This is a genomic window from Kosakonia pseudosacchari (assembly GCF_900184035.1).
GTDB classification, from domain to species: Bacteria; Pseudomonadota; Gammaproteobacteria; order Enterobacterales; family Enterobacteriaceae; genus Kosakonia; species Kosakonia pseudosacchari.
This window is the reverse complement of record NZ_FXWP01000009.1, coordinates 277,461-292,755: the sequence shown is the minus strand read 5'-3', so window position 1 is coordinate 292,755 and position 15,295 is coordinate 277,461. Positions and strand designations below refer to the sequence as shown.

The 15,295-nt window shown below is 55.4% G+C and carries 13 protein-coding genes; 9 read left to right on the top strand and 4 right to left on the bottom strand.

What is annotated here, in order from left to right:
* Positions 1 to 119 precede the first annotated feature (119 nt).
* A complete protein-coding gene (locus tag BN2591_RS03395; protein ID WP_086869024.1) occupies positions 120 to 1,343 on the bottom strand; it encodes a diguanylate phosphodiesterase in 1,224 nt (407 codons plus the stop codon).
* A 105-nt stretch (positions 1,344 to 1,448) separates the two neighbouring features.
* Positions 1,449 to 2,096 carry a GntR family transcriptional regulator gene (locus BN2591_RS03390; protein ID WP_017456802.1) on the bottom strand — a complete coding sequence of 216 codons (648 nt, stop codon included), beginning with the start codon at positions 2,094 to 2,096 and terminating at the stop codon, positions 1,449 to 1,451.
* A 271-nt stretch (positions 2,097 to 2,367) separates the two neighbouring features.
* Between BN2591_RS03390 and BN2591_RS03385 the strand changes: the two genes are divergently transcribed.
* The 9 genes from BN2591_RS03385 to BN2591_RS03345 all read left to right on the top strand — a co-directional run bounded on the left by BN2591_RS03385 (position 2,368) and on the right by BN2591_RS03345 (position 13,298).
* On the top strand, positions 2,368 to 3,732 hold the full coding sequence (locus BN2591_RS03385) for an MmgE/PrpD family protein (RefSeq protein WP_086869022.1): 1,365 nt from the start codon (positions 2,368 to 2,370) through the stop codon (positions 3,730 to 3,732).
* 27 nt (positions 3,733 to 3,759) lie between these two features.
* Entirely contained in the window at positions 3,760 to 5,082 is a 1,323-nt protein-coding gene (locus BN2591_RS03380; RefSeq protein WP_086869020.1) for an MmgE/PrpD family protein, read from the top strand.
* Positions 5,083 to 5,094: 12 nt separating this feature from the next.
* On the top strand, positions 5,095 to 5,856 hold the full coding sequence (locus BN2591_RS03375; protein ID WP_086869017.1) for a sulfite exporter TauE/SafE family protein: 762 nt from the start codon (positions 5,095 to 5,097) through the stop codon (positions 5,854 to 5,856).
* 153 nt (positions 5,857 to 6,009) lie between these two features.
* Positions 6,010 to 7,056: an amino acid ABC transporter substrate-binding protein gene (locus BN2591_RS03370; RefSeq protein ID WP_017456806.1), complete on the top strand. Its 1,047-nt coding sequence runs from the start codon at positions 6,010 to 6,012 to the stop codon at positions 7,054 to 7,056.
* Positions 7,057 to 7,119: 63 nt separating this feature from the next.
* A complete protein-coding gene (locus BN2591_RS03365) occupies positions 7,120 to 8,334 on the top strand; it encodes an amino acid ABC transporter permease (protein ID WP_086869015.1) in 1,215 nt (404 codons plus the stop codon).
* A 9-nt stretch (positions 8,335 to 8,343) separates the two neighbouring features.
* Complete coding sequence (locus BN2591_RS03360) at positions 8,344 to 9,411, top strand: amino acid ABC transporter permease (protein ID WP_086869013.1); 1,068 nt, start codon at positions 8,344 to 8,346, stop codon at positions 9,409 to 9,411.
* On the top strand, positions 9,411 to 10,169 hold the full coding sequence (locus BN2591_RS03355; protein WP_016496065.1) for an amino acid ABC transporter ATP-binding protein: 759 nt from the start codon (positions 9,411 to 9,413) through the stop codon (positions 10,167 to 10,169). Before BN2591_RS03360 ends, BN2591_RS03355 begins: the two co-directional genes overlap by 1 nt.
* Before the next feature lie 450 nt (positions 10,170 to 10,619).
* Positions 10,620 to 12,158: a methyl-accepting chemotaxis protein gene (locus BN2591_RS03350; RefSeq protein ID WP_086869011.1), complete on the top strand. Its 1,539-nt coding sequence runs from the start codon at positions 10,620 to 10,622 to the stop codon at positions 12,156 to 12,158.
* Positions 12,159 to 12,215: 57 nt separating this feature from the next.
* The gene (locus BN2591_RS03345; protein ID WP_086869009.1) at positions 12,216 to 13,298 is read left to right on the top strand and encodes a mannuronate-specific alginate lyase; all 1,083 of its coding nucleotides are present in this window, start codon (positions 12,216 to 12,218) and stop codon (positions 13,296 to 13,298) included.
* 6 nt (positions 13,299 to 13,304) lie between these two features.
* Here the strand turns inward: BN2591_RS03345 and BN2591_RS03340 are convergent, their stop codons facing one another.
* Both BN2591_RS03340 and BN2591_RS03335 read right to left on the bottom strand, forming a co-directional pair.
* Entirely contained in the window at positions 13,305 to 14,102 is a 798-nt protein-coding gene (locus BN2591_RS03340; protein WP_086869007.1) for a hypothetical protein, read from the bottom strand.
* A 38-nt stretch (positions 14,103 to 14,140) separates the two neighbouring features.
* Positions 14,141 to 15,292: an MFS transporter gene (locus BN2591_RS03335; protein ID WP_086869006.1), complete on the bottom strand. Its 1,152-nt coding sequence runs from the start codon at positions 15,290 to 15,292 to the stop codon at positions 14,141 to 14,143.
* Positions 15,293 to 15,295: the final 3 nt, after the last annotated feature.

Here is a 15,295-nt window from a genome sequence, read left to right as displayed (position 1 = left end):
ATTTATAAGCCAAATAACGCAGGAGTTTGCGCTATTTCCCGCGTAATGCGCATGGCGCAGATATGAAAAAGGAGAATACCGTGTGGATCCTCCTTATCAGGGAAATTAGCCGAAAAAGATTAGATTTTGTGAAGGATCCGCTGTGGCCAGTTAATTGCCGAGACACCATTAAGCACCGGGCGGGCAAACAAGAACCCCTGGAAACGCTGAATACCAACGGCTTCCAGCCAGCACCACTCTTCCACTTTCTCCACCCCTTCGGCGACGACGGTAATTTGCAGTTCGGCGCAGCAATCGATAATCGCTTTCACAATCGCCTGTTTCGGGCCATGCAGATGAATATCGGTGACGATGGTGCGGTCGATTTTGAGCTTGTCGGGCTGGAATTTCGCTAGCAGAGACAGCCCGGCAAAACCGGAACCAAAATCGTCAATCGCCAGACCAATACCGGCGGCACGCAACTGGCGGATGGCCCAGGTAAACTCTTCGTAACCGGAAATCACTTCATCTTCTGTCACTTCGACGATGATCTGCCCCGGGTTAAGCTGGTTACGGGTGATGTGATTAAGCAGAATGTCCACCGCGCCGGGGATTTTGACCAGCGACATTGGCAGCAAATTAATGGCGACTTTGTGGTTACCAATGCCGAGGCGGCGCGCCATTGCCAGCGCCCAGCCTTTCGATGCCAGATCCGCTTCGTGCAGCTTGTTTGGCGCAATCGTTGAGAAATACTCCTGCGGGCTGCCGCCGTTCGGCCCACGGATCAGGGCTTCCAGTGATGAAATATTGCCGCGTAACGGTTCGATAATGGGCTGGAAGGCAAACTGGCATGGCTGCTCGTGAAATAACGGGGCATCGCTGGCGAAAGGCGATGTTTTTATGGCGAAACGCCACTGTTCGGGCGAGGTGTTACGCACCACCCCGCCGTTGGTGCTGGGCGAGGCGATAAAAGTACGGATAAATTTGTAGACCCGATCATTGCTGGCCAGCTTATATTTCAGCGTACCAAAGCGGAGGATCGCGCGTAGCACGACGTGGGGTTTCATCACCCGCAAGTCGAACAACACCATTCCTCTGTCAACAAATCGGCGGCGCGGCGCGAAATCACGCAGCAACTCAACCACATTACCGTGACGGGGATCTTTGCCGATCCGCTCATACACCGCGTTAACCGATGCCTGCGGTCCCTCAAGGACCTGTAAAAAATGATCGCCGTCGAACAGTAAAATTCCCGTTACATGCAATTGCGCGTTGCGCAGGCTTGCTCGCTCGACAAGGCCTGCCAGTTGTGAGGGATCTAATGTTCGATTCAGTCGGCTACGGTAAATCAAAGTCGCTAACACGAAATGCTACCCTCAGAATGCCCACAGAAAGCCCGAATAAAATTACGCCATTCCGGAGTCTATCAGCGGTTGAGCATTTCCGTCCGTCAAATAAGGGGCAATCTGTTAGCGTTCTCGTTGGCTTAAAATTGTCAAACGTGCGCGATAGCCGTGGCGAATATGCTCACAGGCGATCTCCTGCGCTGCGGCACTGTCACGTCGCGCCAGCGCGTCAACAATGGCCTGGTGTTCGCGTTTGGACTCTTCGGTACGCTCTTTCAGTTCATAGGTGGTGCTGCGCAATAACGACAAATGGATGCGTAAATTATCCAGCATTTCATTGAGATAGGGGTTATGTGTGGCGCGATAGATTTGGCGGTGGAACATGCGGTTGTGGTCGTGAAGTGCTTTACTGTCGGTAAGTGAGGCTTCGGCGTGAACCATCTCCTGTAGCAGGGCGATCTCGGCGTCAGAAGCGGCATTCACTGCCAGTGCCATCGCCAGTCGCTCAAGCCCCTCGCGCACATCGAACAACTGACGCAGACGCTCGTAACTGATATGGGCGATGATCAGCCCGCGTTGCGGCCCCGGTTCGGCAAGCCCGAGCGTTTCCAGGCGGTGAAGCGCTTCACGTATCGGCGTTCGGCTAAGGCCAAACTGCTCTGCCAGCCGCGTCTCCTGTAAACGCTCTCCCGGCTGCAACTCTCCCGCTTCAATGGCGGAAATAAGAATTTCAAAAGGCGTTAAGCCCGCATCGCGACCCGTCGATTTCACGTTTTAGCTCCTTTCGTATGTACTGATGATGGCTTTGCAAAGTCTGCACCCTGCCGTCGCTCATCTTGCCACAGTAACGGGGACGCTTTTGCATTTTTTATTCTTTGCTTATTTAAAAAACATCTTTTGACGTTTACGAAATCGCTGCTATGTTTATTTTAAATTCATTGTATACAAATGAATTCAACTATACACAAAACGAATATTTGCTTTTTATTTTGTAAGCCAACACCGTATTTGCAAGTCAACACCAGGGAAACTGTGTTTTACCATGACAACGAAAGCAGAAACTGCATTAATCCGTGGAGAACAGCTAAGCCATTTCATCAGCCATGCTAATCAACTCGTTGTGCCGCCTGCCGTGCGGCACGAGGCCAAACGCGCATTAATTGATTTTCTCGGCGTGGCGCTCGGTGCCGTAAATGACGATGCCGTTAACGCGGTTCGTCAGGTGGCGAAAAAATGGAACGCCGCCGGTGATGCGCAAATTTTCCTTTCTACGACCACCACCCCTGCACTTGCCGCATTAGTCAACGCCACCATGGCGCACGCGGCTGATTACGACGATACCCATCCCGCAGGCGCAGGCCACCCCGGCGGCCCGTGCTGGTCAACGGCGCTGGCAATGGCGCAGGCGCATCCGGTTGATGAGGAACAGATCCTGCGGGCCTTCATCACCGGTTTCGAAGTGATGGCGAAACTGGGCGGCGGCTGGGTGCCGGGCGTTGGACGTAACCTGCAACGTCGTGGTTTTCACCCTACTTCTGTTGTCGGTCGCGCCGGCGCGGCGGCCGTTGCGTCGGCGATTTTGCAGCTTTCCGAAGAACAGGTTCGCAACGCGTTAGGCGCGGCGGCAACCATGATGGGCGGTTTGCAGAAATCTTCCGGCACCCACGGCAAACCGTTCCACGCCGGGAAAGCGGCAATGGACGGTATTCTGGCCGCCGAGCTGGCAGCAGAAAATTTTGTCGGTGCCCACCATTTTTATGAAGCTGACGGCTGGGTAAAAATCTTTATCCAGGACGGCAGTGCGGAAATTCCCCCGCTTGATTTCGGCGAGAGCTGGGAACTGCTCACCAACGGTTACAAGCTGTATGCCAGTTGCCGCGGTACGCACGCTTCCATTGAAACCGCACGTAAACTTTATCCACAATTGCAGGGGCGCACTATCACCCGAATTTCGGCAAAAGTGCATCCGATGGGCATGGTGAATGCCGGAATTATGCATCCGCGTACGCCGCTGGAGAGTAAATTCAGCATTCCTCACTGTATCACCCTTGCATTAAGCGGCTACGCTCTGACAGATACCGATTTCACGCAGGCGACGGTTGACGATCCGCGCCCACGCGCGCTGCTGCCGCTGCTGGATGTGGAAGCGGTTGACGGGCAGTCCGCCAGTTCCGCCTTTATTGATGTCTGGCTGGATGATGGCAGCGTGTTGCATGCGCATACGGATGTCTATCGCGGCCACGCGCAAAATCCACTGAGCGATGACGAGTTACGCGCGAAATTTGACGCCCTCACCGTTCCCGTCCTCGGCGCGGCGCGAAGCGCACAATTATATGACGCCGCCCTGCACTTTGAGCGCCCGGGTTCACTGGCGCGCATCACCGGATTACTTGCCGGCGACCACTAATTCTTTTTTTGTACAGGAAATCTGTTCATGACCATTGCCCGACAACTTGCCGGTAATTTACTGGCGTTCTCCCGGCAGGCTTTCCCGCAGGCCGCATACGCCCAGGCGCGTACCGCGATAATTGATACGTTAGGCGTGACGCTGGCCGGCGGTGTGCAGGATGGCGCGCACAAACTGCGTGCGGTGATTGTCCCTTCTGCCGCGACCGGCAACAGCCGCGTATTCGGCACCGACCTGAAGCTGAACGCGCTGGATGCCGCCCTGTTAAATGGCGTCTCTTCGCACCTGCTTGATTTTGATGATTCCAACTCCTGGCTGCACGGCCATATTTCTGTCGCCGTGTTGCCCGCGCTGCTGGCGCTGGCGGATGAGCTGGACATCAATGGTGACGCGGTGCTGCGCGCTTACATTACCGGCTATGAAACCGCCGTGCGCATGGGTAAAGCAGTAAGCCCGTTTCAGTATCGCCATGGCTGGCATCCGACCACCACGGTCGGCGTGTTCGCCGGTGTGGCGGCCTGCGCGGTAGCACTCAATCTTAATGAAGAACAAACCGCCACGGCGCTGGCGATGACCGCTTCACTCGCCAGCGGTATTAAATCGAATTTCGGCACAGAAACCAAAGCACTGGCGGTCGGCCAGGCGGCGCGTAGCGCAGTGATGGCCTGCAAACTGGCAAAAGCGGATTTCAGCGCAGGCCCCACCGCGTTTGAGCATCATCAGGGTTATTTCCACGTCTATAACGGTCAGGCGAATGTCGACCCGCTACCGTTAACCGAAAACTGGGATGCGACGCCGTTTATTCTCGATACCGTGAAGAGTAACAATTACAAATACTTCCCATGCTGTTACGCTATTTTGTCGCCGCTGGATGGTGTGCTGGCGCTGCGTGAGGAAACCGGGTTGCAGCCGCATGAGATTGAACATATTGAGGTGAAAGTTCACCCGATCCGCTTCCCGCATATCAACATTCCGCAGCCGGAAAATCCGCTGGCGGGTAAATTCAGCCTGCATTATTGCGTGGCGCGTGCGTTTGTCACCGGCACACTGACGCTGGATGATTTTATCGACGACGCGCGTTTTCAGGATCCGGCGACACAGACGTTAATGCGGAAAGTGACGCTGGAACGTCATGACGAAGAGATTACACACAGCGCCTTCGTCACGCTGACCACTGTGGACGGGCGGCAGTTTACCCTGCGGGTCGCCGGGGCGCGGGGTTCCAGCCCGGCAATCCCGCTGCCGGACAATTTGATCGAACAGAAATTTCTCGATTGCGCCCGCCGCGTACTGCCAGCGGCAGAGGCTCAGGCGCTGTATCATCGCCTGCTGCAGGATGATTTTCGTTAAACGGATGTGAGTATGACACTGACGTTGATTCCGCCGGAGATCTCCCCGTTATTTGCCGGGGTGATGGTGTTTTGCAGTTTTCTGACCTCGGCGCTGACGGCCGCCATGGGCCTCGGCGGCGGCACGGCGCTGCTGGCGATCATGGGGCTAGGGATGCCGGTGAGCAGCCTGATGCCGGTACACGGCATGGTGCAGCTTGGCTCCAACTTCAGCCGGACGCTGATTCAGCGTGTCCATGTTGTGTGGCCGCTGGTGCTGTGGTTTTTACTGGGCAGCACCGTCGGTATCGCCGTTGGCGCACCGGTTGCGGCGGTGATCCCGGACAGCATCGCCCGCATCGCGCTGGGGTTGTTTATTCTCTGGTCGGTGCTGCGTAAACGCGGGGAACAGAAGCCACTGAGCCGACCGTTGTTTATTATTGGTGGCGCCGTGAGTAGTCTTGGGACGATGATTGTTGGCGCAACCGGGCCGATGGTCGCCGGGCTTATCAGTTCGCAGGGGCTAAAACGTCAGCCGCTGATTGCCACGCATGCAACCTGTATGGTGTTGCAACACGGGTTAAAGATCCTCGCCTTCGGGCTGATGGGCTTTGCCTGGGCCAGCTGGTTACCGGTGCTGGCGGCCATGATTATCAGCGGCGCGCTGGGCACCTGGCTGGGAACGCGGGTGCTGGATAATGTACCGGAGCGGCTGTTCCGTATACTGTTTCGCATTACCATGATCCTGCTCAGCGCGCAGTTGCTGTGGCAGGGTGTGCGGGGATGGCTGCAATAATTCCTTCGTCGGTTTCTGGATATGCTTTACTGAATTCGTTCTTTGCTAAAGAGGTCATGGATGAGGAACATATGTATACAAACGGAACTGTTAGTGAAATCGGTAATAAATACAGTTAATTAATCGGATAGCAACTTTTAAAAAGGATCGGTCATGCTCAAAAAATCTCACCTTGCGGCCTCAGCCTTGCTGCTGGCGCTCGGCAGCTTCCTGGCGCCTGCCCAGGCGGAAAATGCGCCTGCGGTTAATGGCGATACCGTGAAAAAAATCAAAGCGCGTGGCGAACTGGTGTGTGGCGTTCATCCTGCCCGTCACGGTTTTGCCGCGATAAACAGCAAAGGCCAGTGGGAAGGTCTTGATGTGGATTTCTGCCGTGCGCTGGCAACTGCGGTGCTGGGCGACGCGTCGAAAGTGCGTTTTACCCCGCTCTCTACCGCACAACGCTTTATGGCGCTGCAGTCCGGCGAAGTGGATGTGCTGTCACGCAATACCACCGCGACGCTCACCAACGACGTGTCGCTCGGCATCAGTTTTGCGCCGCCTAACTTCTACACCGGCACCGGCTTTATGGTGCGCGCCAACAGCGGCGTGAAAAAACTTGAAGATCTCGACGGCGCAACCGTTTGTGTCACGCCAAGCAGCACCGAACGTAACGTCGCGCAGATTTTTGGCTCGCGCAACATTCACTACACGCCCGTGGTTATTGAAAACAACAAAGAGTATGTCGCCGCCTACCTCGCGGGTCGCTGTGATGTTATCGCCCGCGACAAAGTGGCGCTGCCTGGCATCCTGGCATTTGATACCGACAAACCGCAGGATCATGTGATCCTGCCGGGTATGTACTCCAAAGAGCCGCTGGCGATGGCGGTGCGCAAAGGCGACAACCAGTGGTATGACATTGTTAAATGGGTGGTTTACGCTACCTTCGATGCCGAAGAGATGGATGTTAACCAGAGCAATGTCGATGAAAAACTGAAGTCCACCGATCCGGATGTCCAGGGTCTGCTGGGGGTTACCGGCGGTTTCGGTCAGAAACTGGGGCTGGATGACAAGTGGGTGTACAACATTGTTAAACAGGTGGGCAACTATGGCGATATTTACAACCGCCACTTTGGCCCGAAAAGCGCTGAACCGCTGGATCGTGATTTGAATAATCAGTGGAACAAAGGTGGCCTGCTTTACGGTCTGCCGATCCGTTAATCGCCGGGCCGCCTCCGTCTTGCGGGGCGGCCCTTCTCCACTCCTGCCATAGTCGTAATTTTAATGATGAAACAGTCTGACAACTCCGGTGTTCTGGCGTCGGAAGCGACGCGTGAAGCCACCGCGTTTCGCCTTTTCACCTTTTTTGGCAGTAAGTCCGTGCGCAGCGCCTGCTACCAGTTGCTGCTGGCGGCGCTACTGGTGGGTTTTAGCTACTGGCTCTACAGCAACGTCGTAGAAAACTTGCATGCGCAACGCATTTCGACTGGTTTCGGTTTTCTGCACCAGCCTGCGCAGTTCGCCATTGGGGAAACATTAATTCCCTACACCGCGAACGACACCTACACCCGCGCGCTGGTGGTTGGGTTTCTCAATACCCTCTATGTGACACTTTGCGGCATTGTGCTGGCGACACTGCTCGGTTTTTTGGTCGGCATTGGCCGGGTGTCCAGAAACTGGTTATTGATGAAAGTGTGCGTCACTTACGTGGAGCTGCTGCGTAATGTCCCGGTGATCCTGCATGTGATCTTCTGGTCGATGGTGATCCGCAACCTGCCCGCGCCGCGCCAGGCGATAGCGCTGCCGGGCGGTTTTCTTACCAACCGGGGCTTAACCTTCAGCGTTCCGGCGGCGCACAGTGGCTGGCTGTGGACATTGCTGGCGCTGCTGACTGGCTGCGTGTTAAGCCTGCTGGTTTCACTGCTTGCGCGTTACTGGCGCGAGCGGCGCAGCAAAGTGCTGCCAACAGCACGCATTCACCTCGCGTTGATTATCGCCCTGCCGCTGCTGGTGTGGGGGTTATCCGGTGCGCCGCATGCGCTGAACACCCCGGAACTGCGCGGGTTTAACTTTCGCGGCGGGTTTACCATCAGCCCGGAATTTACCGCCTTGCTGCTGGGGATTTCGCTCTACTCGTCTGCCTATATCGCCGAAATTGTTCGCGCGGGGATCCAGTCCGTGCCAAAAGGGCAGCTTGAAGCGGCGCGCGCGCTGTCGTTTTCATCGTGGCATGTCATGCGTCACGTCGTCATTCCACAGGCGATGCGGGTGATGGTGCCGCCGCTGGCGAGCAAGTATGTGAGCCTGGCGAAAAACAGTTCGATAGCCGTGGTGATTGGCTACCCGGAACTGGCGAATATCAGCAACACCATGATGAGTCAGACCGGCCAGGCGCTGGAAGCTATCGCCATTATGATGGTGGTCTATCTGGCCATTAGCGGCACCACGTCGCTGTTGATGAACCTCTTTAACCGCTACGTCGCCATTAAAGAGCGCTAAGGAACCGTTATGCAAAACTCTGTGGTTTTCTGGCTACGACAGCATTTATTTAGCAGCGTTGCACAAAGCGTGTTGACGCTGCTGTTGTTAACCGTGCTGGCGTTGGTGGGATCAACACTGCTGCGCTGGGGCGTACTGGATGCGGTCGGCTTTAACGGGACGGCTGAGCAGTGCCGGGCGGCGGCAGGTGCTTGCTGGGCGGTGATCGGTGAGAAATATCGCCCGATCCTGTTCGGGCTCTATCCCTATGATGAGCAGTGGCGGGCCGCCCTGGCGGTGCTGGTGTGGTTTGTCACCGTCGGGCTTTCATTGTCGCCGATGTGCTGGCACTCGCGTCTGCTGTGGCCGCTGTGGATCATTTCACTCGCCGTGATGTCGGTGCTGATGAGCGGCGGCGTGTTCGGCCTGCCGGCTGTCTCTTCTGCGGACTGGGGCGGTTTGCCGCTGACGCTGCTGCTTTTTTCCGGGACGGTGATTATTGGCATGCCGGTATCAGTAGTGCTGGCGCTGGGCCGCCGCTCCCCGCTGCCCTTTTTGCGCGGTTTGTCGGTGGTGTTTATTGAAGGGTTACGCGGCGTCCCGTTGATCACGATTTTATTTGTCGCCGTGAACGTCTTTCCGCTGTTTTTACCGGCCGGGATGGAAGTGAATAAGCTGCTGCGGGTGATTATTGGGATCGCCCTGTTCTTTGCCTGCTACCAGGCTGAAGTGATCCGTGGCGGTTTGCAGGCGGTGCCGCGAGGCCAGTATGAAGCGGCAGCGGTGCTGAATCTGGGCTACTGGCACACCACCACCAAAATTGTGCTGCCGCAGGCGCTGCGCATCTGCCTGCCGGCGGTCACCAACCATATTATTGCGGCGATGAAAAACTCATCCTTCGTGATCATTATCGGCCTGTTCGATGTGCTGACCGCCACCACCGCCGTGATGCAGGATCCGGTCTGGCGTCGTTACTACATTGAAACCTATGTCTTTATCGCCGGTCTCTATTTACTGTTTGGCTTTTCGCTTTCCCGTTACGCGGTGTGGGTCGAAGGACGTATCGACGAACGCCGCAACCCTGAAGGAGTTTCCTGATGCAAACCACAACGCCCCCGCACGATGCGATCATTCAAATGACCTCCGTCAGCAAATGGTACGGGAAATTCCAGGTGCTGGATGATGTCTCACTCAGCGTAAAAAAAGGTGAGCGCGTGGTGATTTGCGGGCCATCCGGCTCCGGCAAATCGACGCTTATTCGCTGCATTAACCGGCTGGAAGAGCACCAGAAAGGCCAGATTCTGGTGAACGGTATCGAAATGAATGACAATGTGCGCAACATTAGCCGCATTCGTTTGAGCATCGGGATGTTGTTTCAGCAGTTTAATCTGTTCCCGCATTTAAGCGTGCTGGATAACCTGATTATCGGCCCCACGCTGGTGCGCAAGATGAGCCGCCCGCAGGCAACGGAGCTGGCGATGCACTATCTGGAAAAAGTGCAGATCGCCAACCAGGCGCATAAATTCCCGTTGCAGCTCTCCGGCGGTCAGCAGCAGCGCGTGGCGATTGCCCGCGCACTCTGTATGCAACCGGAGATCATGCTGTTTGACGAGCCCACCTCGGCGCTGGACCCGGAAATGATCAAAGAGGTGCTGGATGTGATGCTGGATCTGGCGGACAGCGGCATGACGATGATTGTGGTCACGCATGAAATGGGCTTTGCCCGTACCGTAGCGGATAATGTGATTTTGATGGCCGACGGGCGCATTGTGGAATCCGCGCCGCCGGAAACGTTTTTCACCCAGCCTGCGCATCCGCGTACCCGCCAGTTCCTCGATCAGATCCTCAGCCATTAGTCATCATGCGGCGGGTTTCCGCCGCATTACCACCGCAATGAATATTCTGCCGCATCAATAAAAACCATAAATTAAATAATGGTATTGTCCTTTTCTTATACCTGCGACTTTATCTAAAAGTAAAAAATGTTAGCCTGCGATGTTAATGTTTCTATTTTTGATCGTCTATTTATTCGCCTTTGTTGCATCACTGGCTATTAATTTGACTTAAGAATGTACTTATTGCTGGTTTGTTTTTTTGTCGTCATTTTTCTTTCGCAAAATCATAACAATATTTATCAATTGAGTCGTAAGTATGACTAAAAAAATATTTAACGCAGCTACTTTCCGTTGCCGATAACTTTGTGGAAAATGCACAGGTAATAACAAAAACTCACTGGCCGGTAAAATATAAAAAAGCCGATTACCGCGTCAGCAATTTATTGAACGCGGTACATTACGGGGTTCTTCATGAAGCGTAACACTCCTGTTACACAGAAAGAGTATTTGCTTAACGATGGGGCGACGTTGTTGTCGACCACAAATACGCACAGCCATATTACTTATGCCAATACGGCATTTATTGAGGCCAGCGGATTTAGCGAAGATCAGTTGATGGGCGAAGCGCACAATATTATTCGCCACCCGGATATGCCACCTGCCGCTTTTGCTGATATGTGGTTTACCATCCAGCAAGGTGATAGCTGGACCGGAATGGTGAAAAACCGCCGACAGAACGGCGATCATTACTGGGTGCGCGCTAACGTAACGCCTGTTTATCAGCAAGGAGAATTGACGGGTTATATCTCGGTGCGGAATATTCCACAACGCGCGGAAATTGACGCCAGCGCCGCGCTTTATGATCGCGTGAATGAAAACAAACTTCGTGGTTTCCGTTTTTATAAAGGTTTAGTGGTTCGTCGTGGGTTATTTTCTTTCCTGTCCATTTTTCAGCGGATTAGTGTTTCAAAACGGATTAATATCGGGGTCATTATTACTGCTGCCCTCTTAGTGGTATTGCAGTTTGTGCCATTTAATGCTGCGGAAAAAGCCGGCATCACGGTCATTGTTATGGGATTACTTTCCGCTTTTTTGCAGAACCAAATATCTCGCCCGCTGAAAATAGTATTGTCACAAATGCAAAAAGTGGTCTCCGGGCGAAAAGCCGACTTTCGTCATTTTAACCGCGTGGATGAAATCGGTTTGCTGATGCGGCTGGTAAATCAGTCCGGGTTGAATCTTAATTCGCTGGTTGGCGATGTTTCCGCGCAAATTAAGGGCATTCGCGTCATTAGCGGGCGTATCTCCAGCGAGGGCGACTCTCTGCGTCAACGTACGGAAGAGACCTCCGGCGATCTGCACCAGACAGCGGCGGCAGTTGAAGAGATCGCCAGCGCGGTGAGGCAAACGGCGGAAACCGCAACAGAAGCGATGACGCGTGCGGATGAGACCAGCGCCAGCGCGATGGAAAGCGGCGATGTCATGAAAAAGACCATTGCCATGATGCAGTCTGTTTCCGCGGACAATAATAAAATCGTCGACATCATTGGCGTTATTGACAGTATCGCTTTCCAGACCAATATTCTGGCGCTGAATGCGGCGGTGGAAGCGGCGCGTGCCGGTGAATCCGGGCGCGGGTTTGCCGTGGTTGCCGCGGAAGTGCGTAATCTTGCGCAACACTCCGCATCGGCCGCGCGTGAAATTCAGACCCTTATCGAGCATAACGTGGCTAACGTGAAAAGCGGTGTTGAGATGGTCGAGAACACCGAAACGCACCTGACGGCGATGATCGACAGCGTGATCAATATGTCGGCGATGATCAAAGAGATCGGTGTCGCTACTCACGAACAGACGCAGGCGCTTGAGCTGATTAACCAGTCCGTTTCGCGTATTGGCACCATGACGCACAACAACACCGGCATGGTTGAGCATGTTACCAGCGCGGCGGAAGATCTCTCTGAACGCGCTGCCCGTTTGCATCGCGCGGTGCATGTTTTCGGCGGTAGCTGATAGCCCCGGACACCATGCTATAGTGCTGCTCCCCGGTCGCGGAAAACAGGACATAGCATGGTGTTTCTCAGAGCAGCACTGATCTTCATCCTTTCGGCAGCCGCCCATGGCGCCGAACGCCTTTCTCCTCCCGCCGGGTTTATGCAACCGCCGGAACACCGCGCAGCAAAAGCGGTTAACTGCCCCGCAGCACCGGCCCCGTTTACTGGCGTGCTGGATTTTCAAAGTAAATATGCAGGCTCCGACAGCGCGCGCGCCACACTCAACCCTGAAGCCGACGCCACTTTTCGCCAGCAAACCAAACCGATCACCGATATGGAACGCTTTGTCAGCCGCCAGGTTACCGCCTGGGCACAAAGTGGCAACCCGTCGAATGTCGCCTGTGTGGTTAACGCACTGGCGGGCTGGGCCAGCGCGGGCGCATTAACCGGCGATGCGAAGAACCATACCGGCAGATCAATGCGTAAATGGGCGCTGGCCACCTTCTCTTCGGCCTGGCTGCAACTGCAAGATTCACCTCAGCATCCGCTGCGTGCGTATCCGGACGAGCAGGCAAATATTGAGCGCTGGCTCAGTACACTTGGCGATTTAACCGTTAGCGAATGGCATGATTTACCGCGCAGTAAAGTCAATAACCACAGCTACTGGGCGGCCTGGGCGATTATGGCTACGGCGGTCGTCACACAGCGGCGCGATCTCTTTACCGACGCGCTGGATATTTACCGCACGGCGATGCAGCAAATTGATCAAGACGGTTTTTTACCCAACGAGCTGCGCCGTCGTCAGCGGGCGTTCTCTTATCACAATTACGCTATCCAGCCGCTGGTGATGATTGCGTTGTTTGCCCGTGCGAACGGTGTGGATCCAGAGGCAGAAAATCACGACGCGCTGCAGCGTCTGGGGGGCCAGGTGATTGATGGGTTCACCGATGCGCAGCCATTTGCGCAAAAAACGGGCGTTACGCAGGATATGTCGTTTTTACAACACCCGACCAATCTGGCCTGGCTTGAAGGCTGGTGCCAGCTTTATACCTGTGATGATGCGCTGCGCCAGCGTATAGCGCACCTGCGCCCGCTGCAAAACACCCGTCTGGGCGGTGATCTCAGCCATCTGCTGACCACCACCGCCCGCCAGGAGTAAGTGAGGTTAACCGGCGTTTCCGGCTATCGCCAGATAGTCCGTATAGAGCTGCGGCGCACCGGAAAACGACGCGAGCGTGCGCCACTCGTCATACATCCGTTCCGTGTCCTGATGTGCGGCGACAAAGGCCAGTGATTTTTCCGTGGAGACATCCAGTCCTGGATGAAAGGCGTTCAGCGACGCCAGACTTTCGATTTCCAGCATCACCGCGTACTGATCGAGACGATTACCGCCCTCACCTTTCAGCATGTGGAATTTCCAGCCGGGGTAATCCTCAACGCGGTGAATATTGTCCGTAATGAATTTTTCGAAGGTCTGCGGTAATACGCCCGCGCGCAACGCGAGGTTGTGGAAGCCGACAACGCGCGCCACCGTTTCCTGCCCGGCGTTGGCCTGGTAATTCGGCCCTTCCGGCAATGAGCTATGTGTATTTTCCGCTACCAGTGAATAGGTTGTGAAAATGGTCGGCAGTTCGGCGAACGTCGCGAAGGTTTTCCATTCCACAATCAGCGCCAGTGCCTGCGGGTGTTGCTGCCAGAAACGCTGTGCTTCGGCGGTCTGCTCGCCACTGGCTGTCACATAGCGGGCGTACTGCTGCGCATCCGGCGCTTCGTACAGCATCAGATATTCGTTTTCTCGCTCGCCGCGCAAACCTTTGAGCAACGTCCAGCGCCAGCCCGGATAGGCCGGGATCCGCACACCGCGCTCGCGGGCGAATTGCTCAAAATCGCTCGCTGTTACCCCTTTTTTCAGGTTAAGGCCAATGTAATGCACGCTAAAAACGGCATGAGATGGGTTATTCATAAAGACTCCTTTCTTCGTACCACGGACACGTCCGTGAATTAATGGATGATTTTGCGCGCCAGCAGGCTAACCAGCAGCAGAAGCACAATGCCGGCGCTGAAAACCGCGCTCAGGCTGTAGTGTTGCGCCATGACACCAATCAGCGCCGGACCGCTCAACAGCCCCGCATAGCCGAATAAGGTGACGGCGGGAAGTGCGAAGTGCGACGGCACGCCGGGCTGATTCCCCGCGCCAGAGAAGAGCACCGGCACAATGTTTGCCAGCCCCGCGCCAGCCAGCACGAACCCGCTAAGAGACAGCATGGCGCTATGCAGTGAAACCATCACCAGCAGCCCCGCTGCGGCACATACCCCGCCGAAGATCAGCACGCGCACGTTGCCATACGAGTTGATAAAGCGATCGCCGTAGACCCGCCCCAGCGCGACGGCAATGGAATAGAGCGTAAAGCCCAGACCCGCCTGCTGCGCGGGCATCTGCCGTTCGCTGTGCAGAAAAACGGCGGACCAGTCCAGCATTGCGCCTTCGATCAGAAAGATAAAAAAACAGACGATGGCGATGAAAACCACCTGCGGATGCGCCAGCGTTCGCAGCAGGCTTCCTTTCGCGCCGGTTTGCGGCGGGCGTCTGGCTAATAAATGGCTGGATGCGGCCAGCGCGATAGCCAGAATCAGCAGCGCAATCAGTAAAATGGCGTGTCGCGGCGCAACGCTTGCCGACAACAACACGCTGACGCTTCCCGCCCCCGTGATGCAACCCAGGCTATAAAAGCTATGAAACCCGGCCATTCTTGGTTGCCCGGATTCACGCTCAACCACTACTGCCTGGCTGTTCATCGACACATCGAGCAGGCCATTTGCCGCACCGAAAATGAGCAGAACCCCGCCCATCACGACGGGGGAATCAATAAACAACATGAAGGGCAGATCGAGACACAACACCAGGGCGCAGCAGAGGATCACGGCCCGCCAGCCAAACCGGCTGATTACGCTGCCGCTGAATGGCATCACCAGCATCGACCCTGCGGCAATACAAAACAGCAGCAAACCCAGTGCGCCCTCATCAACGTGCAGCGCGGCTTTCACCAGCGGGATCAGCGGTGCCCACGCGGAAACGGCCAGCCCGGCGATAAAAAAGATCGCCCGCGTCGCATGCTGGGCCCGCGTATTGGGTGTCGGGTGGGGATTTGTCATGGG

What these genes read in the sequence shown, in the direction of transcription:
- BN2591_RS03355 (WP_016496065.1), top strand. Translation starts at nt 9,411, where the DNA reads ATGCAAACCACAACGCCCCCGCACGATGCGATCATTCAAATGACCTCC.
- BN2591_RS03380 (WP_086869020.1), top strand. Translation starts at nt 3,760, where the DNA reads ATGACCATTGCCCGACAACTTGCCGGTAATTTACTGGCGTTCTCCCGG.
- BN2591_RS03360 (WP_086869013.1), top strand. Translation starts at nt 8,344, where the DNA reads ATGCAAAACTCTGTGGTTTTCTGGCTACGACAGCATTTATTTAGCAGC.
- BN2591_RS03385 (WP_086869022.1), top strand. Translation starts at nt 2,368, where the DNA reads ATGACAACGAAAGCAGAAACTGCATTAATCCGTGGAGAACAGCTAAGC.
- BN2591_RS03350 (WP_086869011.1), top strand. Translation starts at nt 10,620, where the DNA reads ATGAAGCGTAACACTCCTGTTACACAGAAAGAGTATTTGCTTAACGAT.
- BN2591_RS03340 (WP_086869007.1), bottom strand. Translation starts at nt 14,102, where the DNA reads ATGAATAACCCATCTCATGCCGTTTTTAGCGTGCATTACATTGGCCTT.
- BN2591_RS03370 (WP_017456806.1), top strand. Translation starts at nt 6,010, where the DNA reads ATGCTCAAAAAATCTCACCTTGCGGCCTCAGCCTTGCTGCTGGCGCTC.
- BN2591_RS03335 (WP_086869006.1), bottom strand. Translation starts at nt 15,292, where the DNA reads ATGACAAATCCCCACCCGACACCCAATACGCGGGCCCAGCATGCGACG.
- BN2591_RS03345 (WP_086869009.1), top strand. Translation starts at nt 12,216, where the DNA reads ATGGTGTTTCTCAGAGCAGCACTGATCTTCATCCTTTCGGCAGCCGCC.
- BN2591_RS03365 (WP_086869015.1), top strand. Translation starts at nt 7,120, where the DNA reads ATGATGAAACAGTCTGACAACTCCGGTGTTCTGGCGTCGGAAGCGACG.
- BN2591_RS03375 (WP_086869017.1), top strand. Translation starts at nt 5,095, where the DNA reads ATGACACTGACGTTGATTCCGCCGGAGATCTCCCCGTTATTTGCCGGG.